The organism is Bacillus sp. Y3 (assembly GCF_008123875.1).
Classification (GTDB): Bacteria; Bacillota; Bacilli; order Bacillales; family Bacillaceae; genus Bacillus; species Bacillus altitudinis.
In genome coordinates this window covers 428,179-442,615 of sequence record NZ_VSSC01000005.1, presented here as the reverse complement: position 1 = coordinate 442,615, position 14,437 = coordinate 428,179, and the positions used below count along the sequence as shown (strand labels likewise).

At 41.6% G+C, this 14,437-nt stretch carries 18 protein-coding genes; 15 read left to right on the top strand and 3 right to left on the bottom strand.

Going from position 1 to position 14,437, the window contains the following annotated elements; genetic code table 11:
- Positions 1-5 precede the first annotated feature (5 nt).
- Positions 6-929 carry a COX15/CtaA family protein gene (locus FXF70_RS14515; protein ID WP_008345045.1) on the bottom strand — a complete coding sequence of 308 codons (924 nt, stop codon included), beginning with the start codon at positions 927-929 and terminating at the stop codon, positions 6-8.
- A gap of 389 nt (positions 930-1,318) precedes the next feature.
- On the opposite strand from FXF70_RS14515, the gene cyoE reads away from it, so the two are divergent.
- The 6 genes from cyoE to ctaG all read left to right on the top strand — a co-directional run bounded on the left by cyoE (position 1,319) and on the right by ctaG (position 7,502).
- Complete coding sequence (cyoE, locus tag FXF70_RS14510; RefSeq protein ID WP_024720296.1) at positions 1,319-2,236, top strand: heme o synthase; 918 nt, start codon at positions 1,319-1,321, stop codon at positions 2,234-2,236.
- 278 nt (positions 2,237-2,514) lie between these two features.
- A complete protein-coding gene (gene coxB / locus FXF70_RS14505; protein ID WP_148780479.1) occupies positions 2,515-3,582 on the top strand; it encodes a cytochrome c oxidase subunit II in 1,068 nt (355 codons plus the stop codon).
- A gap of 187 nt (positions 3,583-3,769) precedes the next feature.
- The gene (gene ctaD, locus FXF70_RS14500; RefSeq protein ID WP_007499823.1) at positions 3,770-5,641 is read left to right on the top strand and encodes a cytochrome c oxidase subunit I; all 1,872 of its coding nucleotides are present in this window, start codon (positions 3,770-3,772) and stop codon (positions 5,639-5,641) included.
- Positions 5,641-6,261 (top strand): cytochrome c oxidase subunit III, encoded by a 621-nt coding sequence (gene ctaE, locus FXF70_RS14495; RefSeq protein ID WP_007499822.1) that lies wholly within the window; start codon positions 5,641-5,643, stop codon positions 6,259-6,261. The genes ctaD and ctaE overlap by 1 nt, the downstream gene beginning before the upstream one ends.
- Before the next feature lie 2 nt (positions 6,262-6,263).
- The gene (ctaF, locus tag FXF70_RS14490; RefSeq protein WP_003211520.1) at positions 6,264-6,593 is read left to right on the top strand and encodes a cytochrome c oxidase subunit IVB; all 330 of its coding nucleotides are present in this window, start codon (positions 6,264-6,266) and stop codon (positions 6,591-6,593) included.
- 30 nt (positions 6,594-6,623) lie between these two features.
- Positions 6,624-7,502 carry a cytochrome c oxidase assembly factor CtaG gene (gene ctaG / locus FXF70_RS14485; RefSeq protein WP_008345036.1) on the top strand — a complete coding sequence of 293 codons (879 nt, stop codon included), beginning with the start codon at positions 6,624-6,626 and terminating at the stop codon, positions 7,500-7,502.
- A gap of 31 nt (positions 7,503-7,533) precedes the next feature.
- On the opposite strand, the gene FXF70_RS14480 is transcribed toward ctaG, so the two are convergent.
- Positions 7,534-7,899, bottom strand: a complete 366-nt coding sequence (locus FXF70_RS14480) for a YugN family protein (protein ID WP_148780477.1) — start codon at positions 7,897-7,899, stop codon at positions 7,534-7,536.
- Between the two features lie 161 nt (positions 7,900-8,060).
- On the opposite strand from FXF70_RS14480, the gene FXF70_RS14475 reads away from it, so the two are divergent.
- The 9 genes from FXF70_RS14475 to coaD all read left to right on the top strand — a co-directional run bounded on the left by FXF70_RS14475 (position 8,061) and on the right by coaD (position 13,122).
- Positions 8,061-8,483 (top strand): CBS domain-containing protein, encoded by a 423-nt coding sequence (locus FXF70_RS14475; RefSeq protein WP_235701872.1) that lies wholly within the window; start codon positions 8,061-8,063, stop codon positions 8,481-8,483.
- Positions 8,484-8,605: 122 nt separating this feature from the next.
- Positions 8,606-9,649 (top strand): CAP domain-containing protein, encoded by a 1,044-nt coding sequence (locus tag FXF70_RS14470; RefSeq protein ID WP_008345031.1) that lies wholly within the window; start codon positions 8,606-8,608, stop codon positions 9,647-9,649.
- A 109-nt stretch (positions 9,650-9,758) separates the two neighbouring features.
- Complete coding sequence (locus tag FXF70_RS14465) at positions 9,759-10,172, top strand: YlbD family protein (RefSeq protein ID WP_108611210.1); 414 nt, start codon at positions 9,759-9,761, stop codon at positions 10,170-10,172.
- A 19-nt stretch (positions 10,173-10,191) separates the two neighbouring features.
- Positions 10,192-10,440: a YlbE-like family protein gene (locus FXF70_RS14460; protein ID WP_017359376.1), complete on the top strand. Its 249-nt coding sequence runs from the start codon at positions 10,192-10,194 to the stop codon at positions 10,438-10,440.
- A gap of 73 nt (positions 10,441-10,513) precedes the next feature.
- A complete protein-coding gene (locus FXF70_RS14455) occupies positions 10,514-10,921 on the top strand; it encodes a hypothetical protein (RefSeq protein WP_035392159.1) in 408 nt (135 codons plus the stop codon).
- A 57-nt stretch (positions 10,922-10,978) separates the two neighbouring features.
- Positions 10,979-11,428 carry a regulatory iron-sulfur-containing complex subunit RicF gene (gene ricF, locus FXF70_RS14450; RefSeq protein ID WP_007499807.1) on the top strand — a complete coding sequence of 150 codons (450 nt, stop codon included), beginning with the start codon at positions 10,979-10,981 and terminating at the stop codon, positions 11,426-11,428.
- Between the two features lie 65 nt (positions 11,429-11,493).
- Entirely contained in the window at positions 11,494-11,766 is a 273-nt protein-coding gene (locus FXF70_RS14445) for a YlbG family protein (protein ID WP_008345023.1), read from the top strand.
- Positions 11,767-12,078: 312 nt separating this feature from the next.
- Entirely contained in the window at positions 12,079-12,636 is a 558-nt protein-coding gene (gene rsmD, locus FXF70_RS14440; RefSeq protein ID WP_007499805.1) for a 16S rRNA (guanine(966)-N(2))-methyltransferase RsmD, read from the top strand.
- Positions 12,637-12,639: 3 nt separating this feature from the next.
- Positions 12,640-13,122 (top strand): pantetheine-phosphate adenylyltransferase, encoded by a 483-nt coding sequence (coaD, locus tag FXF70_RS14435; protein ID WP_007499803.1) that lies wholly within the window; start codon positions 12,640-12,642, stop codon positions 13,120-13,122.
- Positions 13,123-13,135: 13 nt separating this feature from the next.
- On the opposite strand, the gene ylbJ is transcribed toward coaD, so the two are convergent.
- Positions 13,136-14,344: a sporulation integral membrane protein YlbJ gene (gene ylbJ, locus FXF70_RS14430; protein ID WP_148780473.1), complete on the bottom strand. Its 1,209-nt coding sequence runs from the start codon at positions 14,342-14,344 to the stop codon at positions 13,136-13,138.
- Positions 14,345-14,437 lie beyond the last annotated feature (93 nt).

Below are 14,437 nucleotides of genomic sequence, written 5' to 3'. Positions count from 1 at the left end.
TATGTTTATCTGAAAGGCTCTCTATTTTCATATTTAAACCGGGCAATGAGTAAGCAGAAGTAGCATAGTACACCAAACAAACAAGAAATAAAGAATGAATGAGCAAGCGCATAACCGAGTGCGAGCTGAGAATAAACAGACATGACACCAGAGATCGCTTGAAGTGTAATCAAAATGGCTGAAATGATCCATCCATAATACAGCTGCTTTTGTTCTTTATAATGTTTAAGGGCATGGAACATCGCAACAAATATCCAAACGAATAAAAGAAGGGCTGCTGCTCGGTGAGACATTTGAACCCATTGATTAAAATACGCTGGAAGTGCGCCGTCTTTTGAACAAAATGGGAAGACAGAGCATGCAAGACTTGATTTTGTATGTCTCACATAGGCGCCCGTATACACCACAATATACGTATATGTGATCAACCCATAAATATGGAACTGCATTCTTTTGCCGATATGAAGCGGCTTCACAAGCTTTGTTTCAGATCTGGTTGCTTCAAACACAAGCAGTGCCAGCAGTAAAATGGAAGCAAAAGAAATCAGTGAAATACCGAAGTGCAGTGCCATGACAAGTGCGTTAGAACCAAACACAACGGCGAGTGCCCCTAACAGCGCTTGAAGCAGTAAGAATATAATGGACATGATGACCAAAAATTTGGTTTCACGGAATACTGGACTGATTTTTTTCCAGCATAAGACCGCCAGTGCCAGTACAAGAATGGTGGAAACTCCTGTTGACATGCGGTGGCTCCATTCGATAATGGAAGCAGGGTTCATTTCTGGAAAGAAACGACCGTGGCAAAGGGGCCACTGTCTGCCGCAGCCAAGACCGGAGCCAGTTTTCGTCACAAGCGCACCGCCAATCAGAACGATCAGCATCACAAATGTTGTGACAACGCTCAATAACCTTAAAGCAAATTTCATCAAATGATTTCACCTTCTCTAAATAACTTCTGATCTAAATGAAAACCTCACATGCTCTCAAGTTTAAGCCAAATGCGTGTTCTGTTGCAATTCATAATGACCAAAGTTCACAAAAAAATGATATGTTAGTTCACAAAGTTTACAGATTTAGAGTGCTTGATCTTTCTTTGACAGTCTGATAGAAATAGAGGAGAGAATATTTCATTTTGCACCGCCTTCTGAAACGCACATCCTAATAAATTCACGAAAAGTTCACAAATAACTTCAAGTTTGTCGTTTATTATTTAATAGGATGTTTTTTTACAGCTCTTTATCTTGTATGATAGAGTTGTAACGATTTTACGTTTTATTCGTTCGTTTGAAGGTTTGGGCAAGGGAGGTTATACACATTGGCAAATTCCAAAACAGCCGCGGAAGCAGCTATTCATGGACAAATAGAAGAAACAACCGCTTTAAAAGATTTTCTTGCTCTTATTAAAATGGGCATCGTCAATTCCAATTTCATTACAACTTTTACTGGAATGTGGCTTGCTTTTTATTTTACAGGTATGAGTTTCCTTGGGAATCTTGATATTGTGCTGTTAACAATGATTGGTTCTTCTCTTATTATTGCCGGTTCATGCGCCATTAATAATGCGTTTGACCGTGATATTGATATACTAATGGAAAGAACAAAAACAAGACCGACGGTGACAGGTAAAGTTCAGCCAGGTCAAGCGTATGCATTTGGTATTCTGCTTGTTGTACTTGGACTGATTATGCTTCTGATGACAACTGTTACATCAGCAGTGATTGGATTTATCGGTGTCTTTACTTATGCAGTTCTATACACGATGTGGTCTAAACGCCATTACACCATTAATACAGTCATTGGAAGTGTATCTGGTGCGGTTCCGCCATTAATTGGCTGGACAGCTGTTACAGGTACCATCGACACAACGGCTTGGGTCCTGTTTATGATTATGTTCATCTGGCAAATTCCACATTTCTTATCACTTGCGATTAAGAAAACGGAAGATTACCGCAAAGCAGGTATTCCAATGCTGCCAGTTGTTTACGGCTTTGAAGTCACAAAACGCCAAATCATCATTTGGACAGCATGTCTTCTTCCGCTTCCATTTTTCTTAGGTGGATTAGGATGGCCGATTGTCGCACTTGGCACATTGCTGAACATTGGATGGCTCGTCATTGGTCTTATGGGCTTTAAAATGAAAGATATCATGAAGTGGTCTACACTCATGTTCGTTTATTCATTAAACTACTTAACGATCTTTTTCGTTGCGATGATTATTATTACACTATTCTAGAGTGAAATACACTTTGATCACATCAAAACAATGGCTATATCTTATAACACAACATTTTCTTACAACTATGAAAGCCGCCTGATATTCAGTTCTATTTAGGCGGCTTTCTGTTTATACATAGATGGTATTTTGAGTAAAAACATCATTTTTTTATGAAAAGAGGAAATGTAAGTGCTTTTATAAGAGGCGGGGGTTATGGATGGGTGAAAGGTGATTTTATAAATAAGAGGTAAAACCGAAAGGCAAAGGAGATCAAGCAAAAGGGGTTGGGACAAATTATGATAAGAAAATGGCGTGTTTATTCACTGTTTCTCTTACTGACGCTCGTTTTGGCGGGCTGCGGTGAACCATACTTATCAACACTGAGGCCAGTTGGGGAAGTAGCAGATAAACAGTTTTTCCTAACGGTACTGAGTACACTTATTATGGTTCTTGTCGTTATTGTTGTATCGATCATTTTCTTTTACGTCATCATTAAATTCAAACGTTCTAAAGTGGGAGAAGATACGATTCCTAAACAGGTAGAAGGGAACCGTAACCTCGAAATTACGTGGACAGCGATTCCGATACTTCTACTCATTATTCTCGTTGTACCTGTTGTGGCATACACGCTTGAGCTAGGGGATACAAGCGCCATGGATAAGAAAAAACGAGATCCTGAAAAAACACTTGTTGTGAATGTAAGAGCCAGCTTATATTGGTGGGAATTTGAATACCCTGATTATGGGATTGTGACAAGTCAGGAATTGATTGTTCCAACTGATCAAAAGGTTTATTTTAAGCTGAAAGCATCTGATGTGAAACACTCATTCTGGATTCCATCAGCTGGGGGTAAAATTGATACAAATACAGACAACGAGAACAAGTTTTATTTAACATTTGACTCAAAACGAACGAAAGATGCTGGAGAATATTTCTATGGGAAATGTGCGGAGCTTTGCGGTCCATCACATGCTTTAATGGACTTTAAAGTTAAAACGCTTTCTCAAGATGAGTTTTTAGGCTGGACGAAAAAGATGGCAGATTATAAGAAGCCTGCATCTACGTCAGATCTAGCCCTTGAGGGTGAAAAACTCTTTAAAGAGAAAAACTGTTTAAGCTGTCATGCGGTAGAGCCTGGAGATGAACGACCAGAGGCGGCAAGGACTGCACCAAACCTTGCAACCTTCGGAGAGCGGACAAAAGTAGCTGGAATTAAAGACATGAACAAAGAAAATGTCAAAGCATGGCTGAAAGATCCAGAGAGCTTTAAACCAGGTAATAAGATGACAGGGACGTACCCTAAACTAAATGACTCAGAAGCAGATGCACTCTACGAGTATTTAAAAGGTCTTCAAATACAGTAAATGCCTTGAGCAGCTTGAAGTGGTGCACATTCAAAAGGGTATACGATCTATGTGAAGTTTTTGTTAAGAGCTCCCGAATAAGTCTCTACATCCAAGAATAAGTCATCTGTCAGATATAGTCTGTTTTAGAACGTGAAGATAGACATTGATATGAAAAGGGGCAAATGGGAGATAAGAGGGGGATTTCATGGTGAGTACAATAGCTAAAAAGCGGGGGTTTGGCGCTGTCTTATGGGATTACTTAACGACGGTTGACCACAAAAAAATTGCCATACTATATTTAGTGGCAGGGGGATTTTTCTTTTTAATTGGTGGCCTGGAAGCGATGATTATCCGTATTCAGCTAGCCATCCCTGAAAATGATTTTGTGAGTGCAGGGTTTTACAATGAAGTCATGACGATGCATGGAACAACGATGATTTTCCTTGCAGCAATGCCGCTTTTATTTGCATTAATGAATGCGGTTGTACCCATTCAAATTGGTGCACGTGACGTAGCGTTTCCATTTGTGAATTCACTTGGTTTTTGGCTGTTCTTTTTCGGAGGAATTTTCTTAAACCTTGGATGGTTTATGGGCGGAGCACCTGATGCAGGCTGGACTGCCTATGCGTCGCTCACGCTGAATTCAGAAGGGCACGGCATGGATTTCTATATTTTAGGGTTGCAGATAGCGGGTATTGGTACGCTAATTGCCGGAATCAACTTTCTTGCAACGATTATTAATATGAGAGCGCCAGGTATGACGTATATGAGAATGCCGCTCTTTACCTGGACGACGTTTGTGGCATCTGCACTAATTTTATTCGCATTCCCGCCGCTGACAGCAGGACTTGCGATGCTGATGCTTGATCGAATGTTTGATACGAGCTTTTTTAATCCAGAGCTCGGCGGAAATACAATCATCTGGGAGCATTTGTTCTGGATTTTTGGACACCCAGAAGTGTATATCTTGATTTTGCCGGCATTTGGGATTTTCTCTGAGATCATTCCGGTGTTTGCAAGAAAAAGATTGTTTGGTTATTCGTCCATGGTGTTTGCGACTGTATTAATTGGTTTCCTTGGATTCATGGTGTGGGCGCATCACATGTTCACAACAGGACTTGGTCCAATTGCCAATGCGATCTTTGCCGTAGCCACAATGGCGATTGCGGTGCCAACTGGAATTAAAGTGTTTAACTGGTTGCTCACCATATGGGGCGGTAATGTGAAGTTTACAACGCCGATGCTATATTCAGTTGCGTTCATACCGTCATTCTTACTTGGCGGTGTAACCGGCGTCATGCTTGCAGCAGCAGCAGCGGATTATCAGTTCCATGACACGTACTTTGTTGTGGCGCATTTCCACTATGTCATTATCGGTGGTGTGGTCTTCGGTATTTTAGCTGGTGTGCATTATTGGTGGCCGAAGATGTTTGGGAAAATACTGAATGAGAAGCTTGGGAAAATTGGCTTTGTGCTGTTTTTCGTCGGTTTCCATTTAACGTTCTTTATCCAGCATTTTCTCGGTCTTTGGGGCATGCCGCGCCGAGTCTTTACATTCTTGCCAGGTCAGGGTCTAGACCTTGGGAACTTGGTCAGTACGATTGGGGCACTGTTCATGTTTGTAGCAGTTGTCATCATGCTGATTAATATCATCTGGACGACAGCAAAAGGGGAGCGTGTATCGGGCGATCCTTGGGGAGATGGAAGAACGCTTGAATGGGCAGTATCTTCACCTCCGCCAGAATATAACTTTAAGCAGCTGCCTCTTGTACGGGGACTTGATCCATTATGGATTGAGAAAATGGATGGTAAAAAAGGAATGACAGCATCTGAACCGCTCGATGATATTCACATGCCGAATAATTCCATCTTGCCTATCATTATCTCATTCGGTCTATTTGTGTCAGCGTTTGGTTTTATGTATCGTCAAGAACACAGCTGGGGTCTACCGGTGATCTTCATTGGTCTTGGGATCACGTTTGCGACCATGCTCGTTCGCTCTCTTAAAGATGATCATGGATACCATATTCACAAAGAAGATTTGACGGATGACGATGACAAAGGGGTGAAAGCATAATGGAACCACAAAAAATGACAGCGGAAACCTTTCCGGCTTCTCCTGAGAAAGCCACGTTAGAAGGAAAGAATAAGTTCGTTGGGTTCTGGTTGTTTCTTGGGGGAGAAACGGTCCTGTTTGCATCTTTGTTTGCCACTTATTTGGCGCTGAAAAATTCAAATGCAGGCGGCGCAACAACAACTGAAATGTTTGACCTCACACTTGTCTTTATTGCCACAATGCTTCTGTTAACGAGCAGTTTAACGAGTGTGTATGCTATGTATCATATGAAAAACTTTGCCTTTAAAAAAATGCAGCTTTGGTTAGGTGTAACCGTTCTTTTAGGTGCTGGATTTTTAGGGGTAGAAATTTATGAGTTTTATCATTATGTGCATGCGTATGAATTTACCATTACGAGCTCTGCACTTGGCTCTTCCTTCTATACGCTTGTTGGAACACACGGGGCTCACGTTGCATTCGGGCTATGCTGGATCACCGCTCTGATGATTCGGAATATGAGACGCGGACTTGATTTATACAATGCACCAAAATATTATGTGGCGAGCCTTTATTGGCACTTCATTGATGTTGTGTGGGTCTTCATCTTTACCGTTGTATATTTAATGGGAATGGTGGGATAAGAATGGGAAATAAAAACACAAATCAGTCCAAAGTCGATCTTGTCTATCGGAAAAAGAAAAATGCCGAAGAAATGAAGCATCAGCTCATTTCTTTCGGCTTGATGATTGGTTTAACGTTTGTTGCCTTTTTAACAATCGCCTCTGAAGACGTCGGAAATTGGTTCGCTGTCCCTTTTATTTTACTGCTTGCAGTGATTCAGGTGGCTTTTCAGCTTTATTATTTTATGCACATGAACCAAAAAGGGCATGAAACACCCGCGTTGTTTCTTTACTCAGGTGTGTTTGTCGCGTTTATTACCGTTTTAGCCTTTTTGACCATTATTTGGTGGTAAGCTCGCTTTGCCCTTGAAGGAGGCGCAGCAATGGAAAACTTAGAGATATTTGGATTTCGTGCATTATGGAGTCCTTACTATTTGACATGTATTGTAGTAGCAGCCGCTTTTTATCTGCTTCTCGTGACGAAGGGCAAGCACCGTGCGACGGTGAAAGAGAAAACGCTATTTCTCACGGGGCTTGTGTTGCTTTACGCAGTGAAGGGGAGCCCGATTGATTTAATGGGGCATATTATGTTCAGTGCGCATATGGCGCAAATGGCAGTGCTCTATTTGGTCATCCCGCCGCTTCTTATTACAGGTTTACCTGCGGCGATTTGGGAGCGGATCATTCAAACACGGGGTATTCAGCCGATTTTCCGCTTGTTTTCTAAGCCGTTGATTGCCTTGCTCGGATTTAACGGGTTGTTTTCGCTTTATCATATTCCGCTTGTGTTCGATTTTGTTAAAACAGATCCGTTTTATCACGCATTGATGACGGTTGTCATTTTTATCGCTGCCTTTTTCATGTGGTGGCCGCTTGTCCATAAAGTGCAAAGTCAGCCGCAGATTACAGGTATCTTAAAGCTTGGATATATTATGGCAGATGGGATTTTAATGACACCTGCCTGCGCACTCATTATGTTTAGTGAAGCGCCTATCTATGCCACTTATTCAGATGCCGGTGCATGGATACAAGCACTGCACCTATGCGTACCGAGTGATATGCTTGCTGGTCTTGCGCTTACAGGACCTGACATGTTTCATACATTGCCGCTGCTAGAAGATCAGCAGCTAGGTGCTATTTTGATGAAAATCATTCAAGAGATTGTATACGGATCGATTCTTGCTGTTGTCTTCTTTGACTGGGCGAGAAAAGAAAGAGCGAAAGATGCCGTACCAGATGCGCTCATTCCGAAATATGAATAAATGAAAAGCACAGCCGCAAGGGCTGTGCTTTTTATGCTTCAGCAGTTATCGCTTCTAGTTTTTCTTTTAATTGGTTCAGCGTTTTTTTGCTTGATTGAATAAGAGATTTAGGGAAATCTTCGCCTTCTCCATATTCAACACCATGCGGATAATAGTGTTTTCCAAGTAAAGGTGTCAGCAGCTGGATGTGGGCTTTTTTGGAGCCAACATCTCCTTCAGTGGCGTAGCCAGAGATCCGTAAGTAAAACGTCCCCTCTACCATGTTATACTTCCTGTCGTACGTCACACGCTCATAATCCCATTGATCGGCTCGTACAAATCCTTCACTTTCCATAATGAAATCCAATTTATTTAAGTCAGCTGATACATTTTCAATCCCCGTACCTTCAAACTTCACCCAAAACCCCTCCTTATAAAAATTCCCTTTACTGACAATCATAGTATGAAAGCGTTAAACTTTCAACTGTGAAAGGTATGTTCTTTTATAAGCTGGTTACAGTAATAAAGAAAATAACGGATGGAGGAATCAACGTGAAAACGAAAAAAATCAAAGATATCATGACGAAAAAAGTAGTGACGTTGCAAAAGGACGACAATGCGTATGAAGCGGCAGTCAAAATGAAAGATGCTGACATTGGTGCCATTCCAGTAGTCGACGGAGATCAGCTTGTTGGTATTGTCACAGACCGCGACCTTGTACTTAGAGGTATTGCTGAGAAAAAGCCGAACTCACAAGAGGTAGGTGTCCTCATGACGAAGGAAGTTTTGACAGCTGAAGAAGATGCAACCCTAGAAGAAATTGTCCGGTTGATGTCAGAACATCAGCTCCGCCGTATCCCGGTTGTCAAAAATGGGGCACTCACAGGAATCGTAGCCCTTGGGGATTTATCAGTTGAAGATTTATCAAACGATCGTGCAGGTGATGCTCTGACGGAAATCTCTCAACAAGACCAGGATCATGGCCAAGGATTTCTTCATTAGGAGGGGCATATTTTAAATTCGTGTTAAATAGGCTGTATTGTCGTTGATAAATGGAGCAAGTTTTGTTTAAATGACAGTAGAAGGTACTTTTTGTACCTTGCCAATTTAACGGAGGTGTTTATTTGAAAACTGTGCTGAAAACACTCTTCATCCTCCTGATTATATCTGGAACGTACGTTCTGTTTATTCAATATGGATCTTCACCAGAAAAAGAAAACAGCAATGAGCCGAAGGTGTCTAATGAAGAAACATCTAGCGATAAGCCGATCAACATTCCGAAAAAAGGGCTCATGTCCTTTATGGGGAAGTCTTCAAACGAAGTGCTTAAACAGCTAGGGGAACCAGATCGCATTGATCCTTCCGCATATGATTATGACTGGTGGATATACAATCAATCGAAGAAACACTATATTCAAGTAGGGGTAAAGGACAGTAAAGTGGTGACCTTGTTTGCGACAGGGGATGGGCTGAATGTTGAGCCGTTTAAAATCGGTCAAGCCACAAGTGAAGTATTTAAAAAAACACAAATCGCTCCTTACATTCATGTAGAGGACGAGGGAAATTCATATCGCTTTGAATTCTCAGAAGATGATATGAATACCAGGCCGACGGTGAAAGTGGGAGATGATGTGTATGTCCAGCTCTACATGGATAAGTTTGAAAGCACTCTTTCGAGCATTCGAGCCTTTAACGCAGATACATTTGTCAAACAAAAGCCGTATGAAGTCGTTTATCGAGGTCAATTAATTGAACCTGAGGCGATATCAGGCGAAAAGTGGAAGGATATTGAAGCGTCGAGTCAAAAACAAATTTTTGATATGACCAATATTATCCGCCATAAGTACAAACTGCCGACCTTAAAGTGGGACGATGAAACCTCTGAAGTGGCATTCATGCATAGTGAGGACATGAAAGATCATCATTATTTCTCACATGAATCTAAAAAATACGGCACGCTGAAAGACCGGTTAGAAAGAGGCGAGGTCGCATTTCAGCTTGCGGGGGAAAACATTGCGTATAATTATGTTGATGGCCCTGCAGCTGTAGAAGGCTGGCTGAATAGCGAAGGTCACCGGAAGGCATTGTTAAATCAAGATTACACGCACCTTGGTGTTGGTGTGAAAGAAAAGTACTATACACAAAACTTCATTAAGAAAACGTCTTAATCCTCTAAACAGCTGCGCACAGATGGCGGCTGTTTTTTTATGAAAAGGGCTCACCAAAATAGACCCAGATGTATATAGTATAGTAGGCATTTGTATGGGGGGTGAGGATATGACAAATAAGCAAAAGCAAACATCCATTGATGAATTTAAACAGTTCGTCAGACGCCATCCGAAATTAATTCAAGAAGTGCAGACGCAAGAAAAAAGCTGGCAAAGTTTATACGAGAATTGGGTCATGTTTGGTGAGGAAGATGACATGTGGTCTCCTTACCGGCAAACACAAACGGAAGAAGCAAAAGAAGAAAAAGCCACTAAGCAAAGTGAACCGGGAAAAGCAGATTTTATGTCTAAAATGGTTTCTGCAGTGAAAAAAATGGACACTGATCAAATGAATGAACAAATTAATAAAATGAGCCAGTCTATTTCCTCTTTACAAAGCTTACTCGGTCAATTTTCATCAAATGGCTCAAAGAAGGGTTCATCTGGAGGCAGCCAGCACCCATTCTCCTTCAGGAAAGATTAATTGAAAGGGGATGCTTTTGGTGCGGAGAGAAGTACAAGAGTTTGTCATGGCCGAAGAGGATCGAATCAAATTCATCAGGCAGCGCCCACTCTGGTATAGACAGTTAACGCGGCATCCTGAAAATGTCACTTCGTTTGAATTAGATAAAATGAACTTTTACGAAAAAACCATTCCTCATCGTGTGAGCCAGTTGAGCAATAGTGTCCAAATGGCTGAAATGATGATCCAGATGTTCCAAGCAATGCGCAATCAAAATGGAGCCGGGTGAGGCTTTTTTTGAGTTGATTAAGATGTCTATTTCATGAGCATCCTATGAAAGTAGACGAAAGGAGAATCAGAACATGAAATGGATGCTGTCAATATGCGCATTGCTTTTTCTTCTCACCGGATGTCAAAGTCAACATGATCAAGAGCAAGTAACTAGGCAAGAACCAGCAATACCAGTCATGCAGCAGACGCAAAGTGAAATGAAGCAGCAAGGCTTTTTAAAATACAAAGTGCAGGGATCTGTTGTGTATATAGAAAGTACACTTCAAGATTTTCACCTTGAACCTTCACCCTTGAAAAAGGATAAGAAGGCGGGGTATTTTACTGTGTATGTAGACGGGAAACGGGCAGGCAATGAGTATACTGCGGCGTTTGTGGTCAAGCACCTTTCAAAAGGAAAGCATAAAATGACCGTTGTGCTAAATTCTCGTCACCCTGAATATAAGCAGAAAAGAGAGACATGGGATGTATTTGTCACGTAAAAGCATTTTCTGATCCATAGGTTTCGTGGTAAACTATGAATTGGAGGTGCAACATTTATGTATGCGACAATCGAATCTGTGGAGCTCCAAGAGGAAGCAAATCAATTGGCTGCCATGATTCTTCAGTCGGAGGAGGCTGAACATTACCGCAACTGCTTTAAGCGTCTCCAGCAAGACGAAGAAGCCCAACAAATTATTGCCCATTTTACAAAAGTAAAAGAGCAATATGAAGATGTGCAGCGGTTCGGCAAATACCATCCGGACTATAGAACGATCTCAAAAGAAATGCGTGAGGTCAAAAGAAAGCTAGATCTTCACGATACAGTGGTTGATTTCAAAAAAGCAGAAACAGCGATTCAATCCATCTTAGATGAGATTAGTATTGAAATCGGTCAAGCTGTATCAGCATATATTAAAGTTCCAACAGGGAACCCATATTTTGATGGTCTATCATCATGCGGCGGTGGCTGTGGATCAGGAGGCAGCTGTGGCTGTAAAGTATCTTGACGAGACTTGAACGTCTCGTCTTTTACATAATGAACGGAAAGAATTGAAAAGCGGCAGGTGAAAAGATGGATACCAAACGTCAAGGGATGGTCGTTTGGCTGCATTCGTTAAAGCAGTCAAAAGCGCTAAGGAAATTTGGGAATGTTCACTATATTTCAAGGAAAATGAAATATGCAGTGATTTATTGTGATATGAATGATCTTGAGCGCCACATGGCAAAGCTCAGTTCATTGCCATTTGTGAAACGTGTTGAGCCTTCCTATAAACCTTTTATTAAATTAGAGTACGAATCGAAATTGGACAAAGCAAAAGAGTATGACTATAAGGTGGGCTTTTAAAGACACAAAAAAACCCCCGCGGCATCACCCGCGGGGTCCTTCTATTCTTAATGATTCATTAAGGAGAAGGCAAAGGGAGAGGAGAAACCGGAGGAAGAACTTATGGGGAAACGTAAGTCTTCTCCGCGGTTGGCAACAGCACCACATCAGATGCTGTTAACAGTAGTATGACCCTCTCTTTTGTGATCTATACATAGAAAATGAATGGAATTCAGTGCATTGTCCCATGTGGAGTGGATATGGTAAGATAATGTTGAATTTTTTGTCATCAAACAATATTCAATAGATGCAAGCAGAAAAAGTGGTGGAAAAATGAGAGTGATTTCTGGAACAAAAAAAGGCCGCACGCTGAAAGCCGTACCCGGCCAATCAACAAGACCAACAACAGATAAAGTAAAAGAATCCATTTTTAATATGATTGGACCGTATTTTGATGGGGGATGGGCCCTTGATTTATTTGCTGGAAGTGGTGGTTTAGGTATTGAAGCGCTTTCTAGAGGGTTCGATCATTGTATATTTGTGGATCGAGATATGAAGGCGATTCAGACGATTAAAGGCAACTTGAATCAATTGTCGCTGATGGATCAAAGTGAAGTGTTTCGAAATGATGCAAACCGTGCACTCGCTGCTGTAGTGAAGCGAGAAGAATCTTTTCAAGCCATCTTCCTTGATCCGCCGTATAAAGATCAAAAGTTGAAAGCACTTCTTGATACGATTGATGAGCATTCCTTATTAGCAGATGATGGCGTCATTGTGTGTGAGCACGATAAAGATGTGACACTGCCAGAGGAAGCAGGACAGCTACATATCTCAAGGCAGGAAATGTACGGAATGACTGGCATTACGATCTATAGAAAGCGGGGAAATTAAAGCATGGGGAATATAGCCGTTTGTCCGGGTAGCTTCGATCCAGTCACATTGGGCCATTTGGATATTATCAAAAGAGGGGCAAAGATTTTTGATGAAGTATATGTGTGCGTCCTTAATAACTCGTCAAAAAAGCCGCTTTTTACTGTTGAAGAGCGATGTGAACTCATTCGTCAAGCAACAAAGGAGCTACCAAATATCAAAGTGGAATCCTTTCATGGACTGCTCGTTGATTATGCGAAACAAAAAGAGGCGAAAGTCATTTTGCGCGGACTTAGAGCGGTGACGGACTTTGAATACGAGATGCAAGGGACATCAATGAACAAAGTGTTGAATGATGACATTGAAACGTTCTTTATGATGACGAATAATCAATACTCCTTCTTAAGTTCAAGCATTGTTAAAGAAGTAGCGAAGTATCATGGATCAGTCAAAGAGCTTGTACCGCAAGAGGTCGAAGCTGCGCTGAAAGAAAAATTTAATGGATGAGTGCATTGTGCACTCATCCATTTTTTAATTTCTGATAATAGAGCGCAATATACACGATCAGACTGAACAAGGTGATGAGAGGACCAGCAGATACAAGCTGATTCCATAAAACGCTGCTAAACATCACGACTTGCTCGCTTGCTTCAAATGCCCCTGCTGGAAGCGCCATTTCTGCTTTAGAGACATAAAGGGGTTTGAATAACAGAAAGGCAAAGACGGCTGCGTAAATACCGTGAAGCAAACGGGCGAAGAAAAACGGTTTAAAGCGTATATCGGTTGCTGCCAAAATGCCGGCTACCTGAGCTTGAACGGAGAATCCGCTAAATCCTAAAATAAAGCTGACCACAATTGTTTTAGCGAGCAGGGAAACCTCTTGTGATCCTGTGAGCTGACTTCCTAATGTGATTTCAAATAGACCCGCAATCATGGCTAGATCTAATTCCGGCGGAAGGTGCATCGTTTTCAGTATAGAGCCGATCCCGATAGAGAGAAGATCTGTTACATGAACGACAGCGAGCATTTGACTAAAGACAGAAAATAAAATGATAAAGCCGCCAATCATAAAGAGCGTTTGAACAGATGACATGACAGCGTCACTTAATATTTGGCCAAGTGGTCTTTTTTCTGCGAGTCTTGCCGTATGAAGAGTGCTGAATGCTTCTCGAATTGGAGGCAATAAAAATCCTTTTCGGCTTCTGAGGTGCGCATCATGACGTGCTTTATATCCGCGCATCGTTACCCCAACCGCGAGATTTCCTAAATAATGTGCACAGGCTAACACAATGCCTAAAGCTGGGTGATGAAAAAATCCTACAGCCACTGCTCCAAAAATGAACAAAGGGTTTGAAGAATTGGTAAATGACACAAGGCGTTCTGCTTCAATTCTTGTCAGCTGTCCTTCCTGCCGAAGTCTTGTCGTCAATTTAGCGCCAGAAGGAAAACCAGAGGCCATTCCCATCGCTAATACAAATCCGCCGACACCAGGCACCCGAAAGATAGGCCGCATAAATGGCTCTAATAATACGCCGACAAATCTAACAATCCCGAAACTGATTAATAGCTCGGACAAAATAAAAAAAGGTAGCAGCGATGGAAAAACCACTTCCCACCACATTGCAAGTCCATTTTTCGATGCTTGCAAAGAGGCTTGTGGATGTGTAATCACAGTGGCTGTTAAAAAGATAAAAAAAGCAGCGATGAACAGAGTGTTCCATTTTTTCATGGAGATGTCGCCCCTTGCCGTTATAATCTATTGGCGAGCTCGTGATTAAAGAAAAAGAGATGCTAGCCGAGCCTGTCTTCTATTACTATACGA

Coding starts and splice junctions, on each gene's coding strand:
- FXF70_RS14515 (WP_008345045.1), bottom strand. CDS start 929: ATGAAATTTGCTTTAAGGTTATTGAGCGTTGTCACAACATTTGTGATG.
- coxB (WP_148780479.1), top strand. CDS start 2,515: ATGATAAGAAAATGGCGTGTTTATTCACTGTTTCTCTTACTGACGCTC.
- ctaD (WP_007499823.1), top strand. CDS start 3,770: ATGGTGAGTACAATAGCTAAAAAGCGGGGGTTTGGCGCTGTCTTATGG.
- ctaE (WP_007499822.1), top strand. CDS start 5,641: ATGGAACCACAAAAAATGACAGCGGAAACCTTTCCGGCTTCTCCTGAG.
- ctaF (WP_003211520.1), top strand. CDS start 6,264: ATGGGAAATAAAAACACAAATCAGTCCAAAGTCGATCTTGTCTATCGG.
- ctaG (WP_008345036.1), top strand. CDS start 6,624: ATGGAAAACTTAGAGATATTTGGATTTCGTGCATTATGGAGTCCTTAC.
- FXF70_RS14475 (WP_235701872.1), top strand. CDS start 8,061: ATGACGAAAAAAGTAGTGACGTTGCAAAAGGACGACAATGCGTATGAA.
- FXF70_RS14465 (WP_108611210.1), top strand. CDS start 9,759: ATGACAAATAAGCAAAAGCAAACATCCATTGATGAATTTAAACAGTTC.
- FXF70_RS14455 (WP_035392159.1), top strand. CDS start 10,514: ATGAAATGGATGCTGTCAATATGCGCATTGCTTTTTCTTCTCACCGGA.
- ricF (WP_007499807.1), top strand. CDS start 10,979: ATGTATGCGACAATCGAATCTGTGGAGCTCCAAGAGGAAGCAAATCAA.
- FXF70_RS14445 (WP_008345023.1), top strand. CDS start 11,494: ATGGATACCAAACGTCAAGGGATGGTCGTTTGGCTGCATTCGTTAAAG.
- rsmD (WP_007499805.1), top strand. CDS start 12,079: ATGAGAGTGATTTCTGGAACAAAAAAAGGCCGCACGCTGAAAGCCGTA.
- coaD (WP_007499803.1), top strand. CDS start 12,640: ATGGGGAATATAGCCGTTTGTCCGGGTAGCTTCGATCCAGTCACATTG.
- ylbJ (WP_148780473.1), bottom strand. CDS start 14,344: ATGAAAAAATGGAACACTCTGTTCATCGCTGCTTTTTTTATCTTTTTA.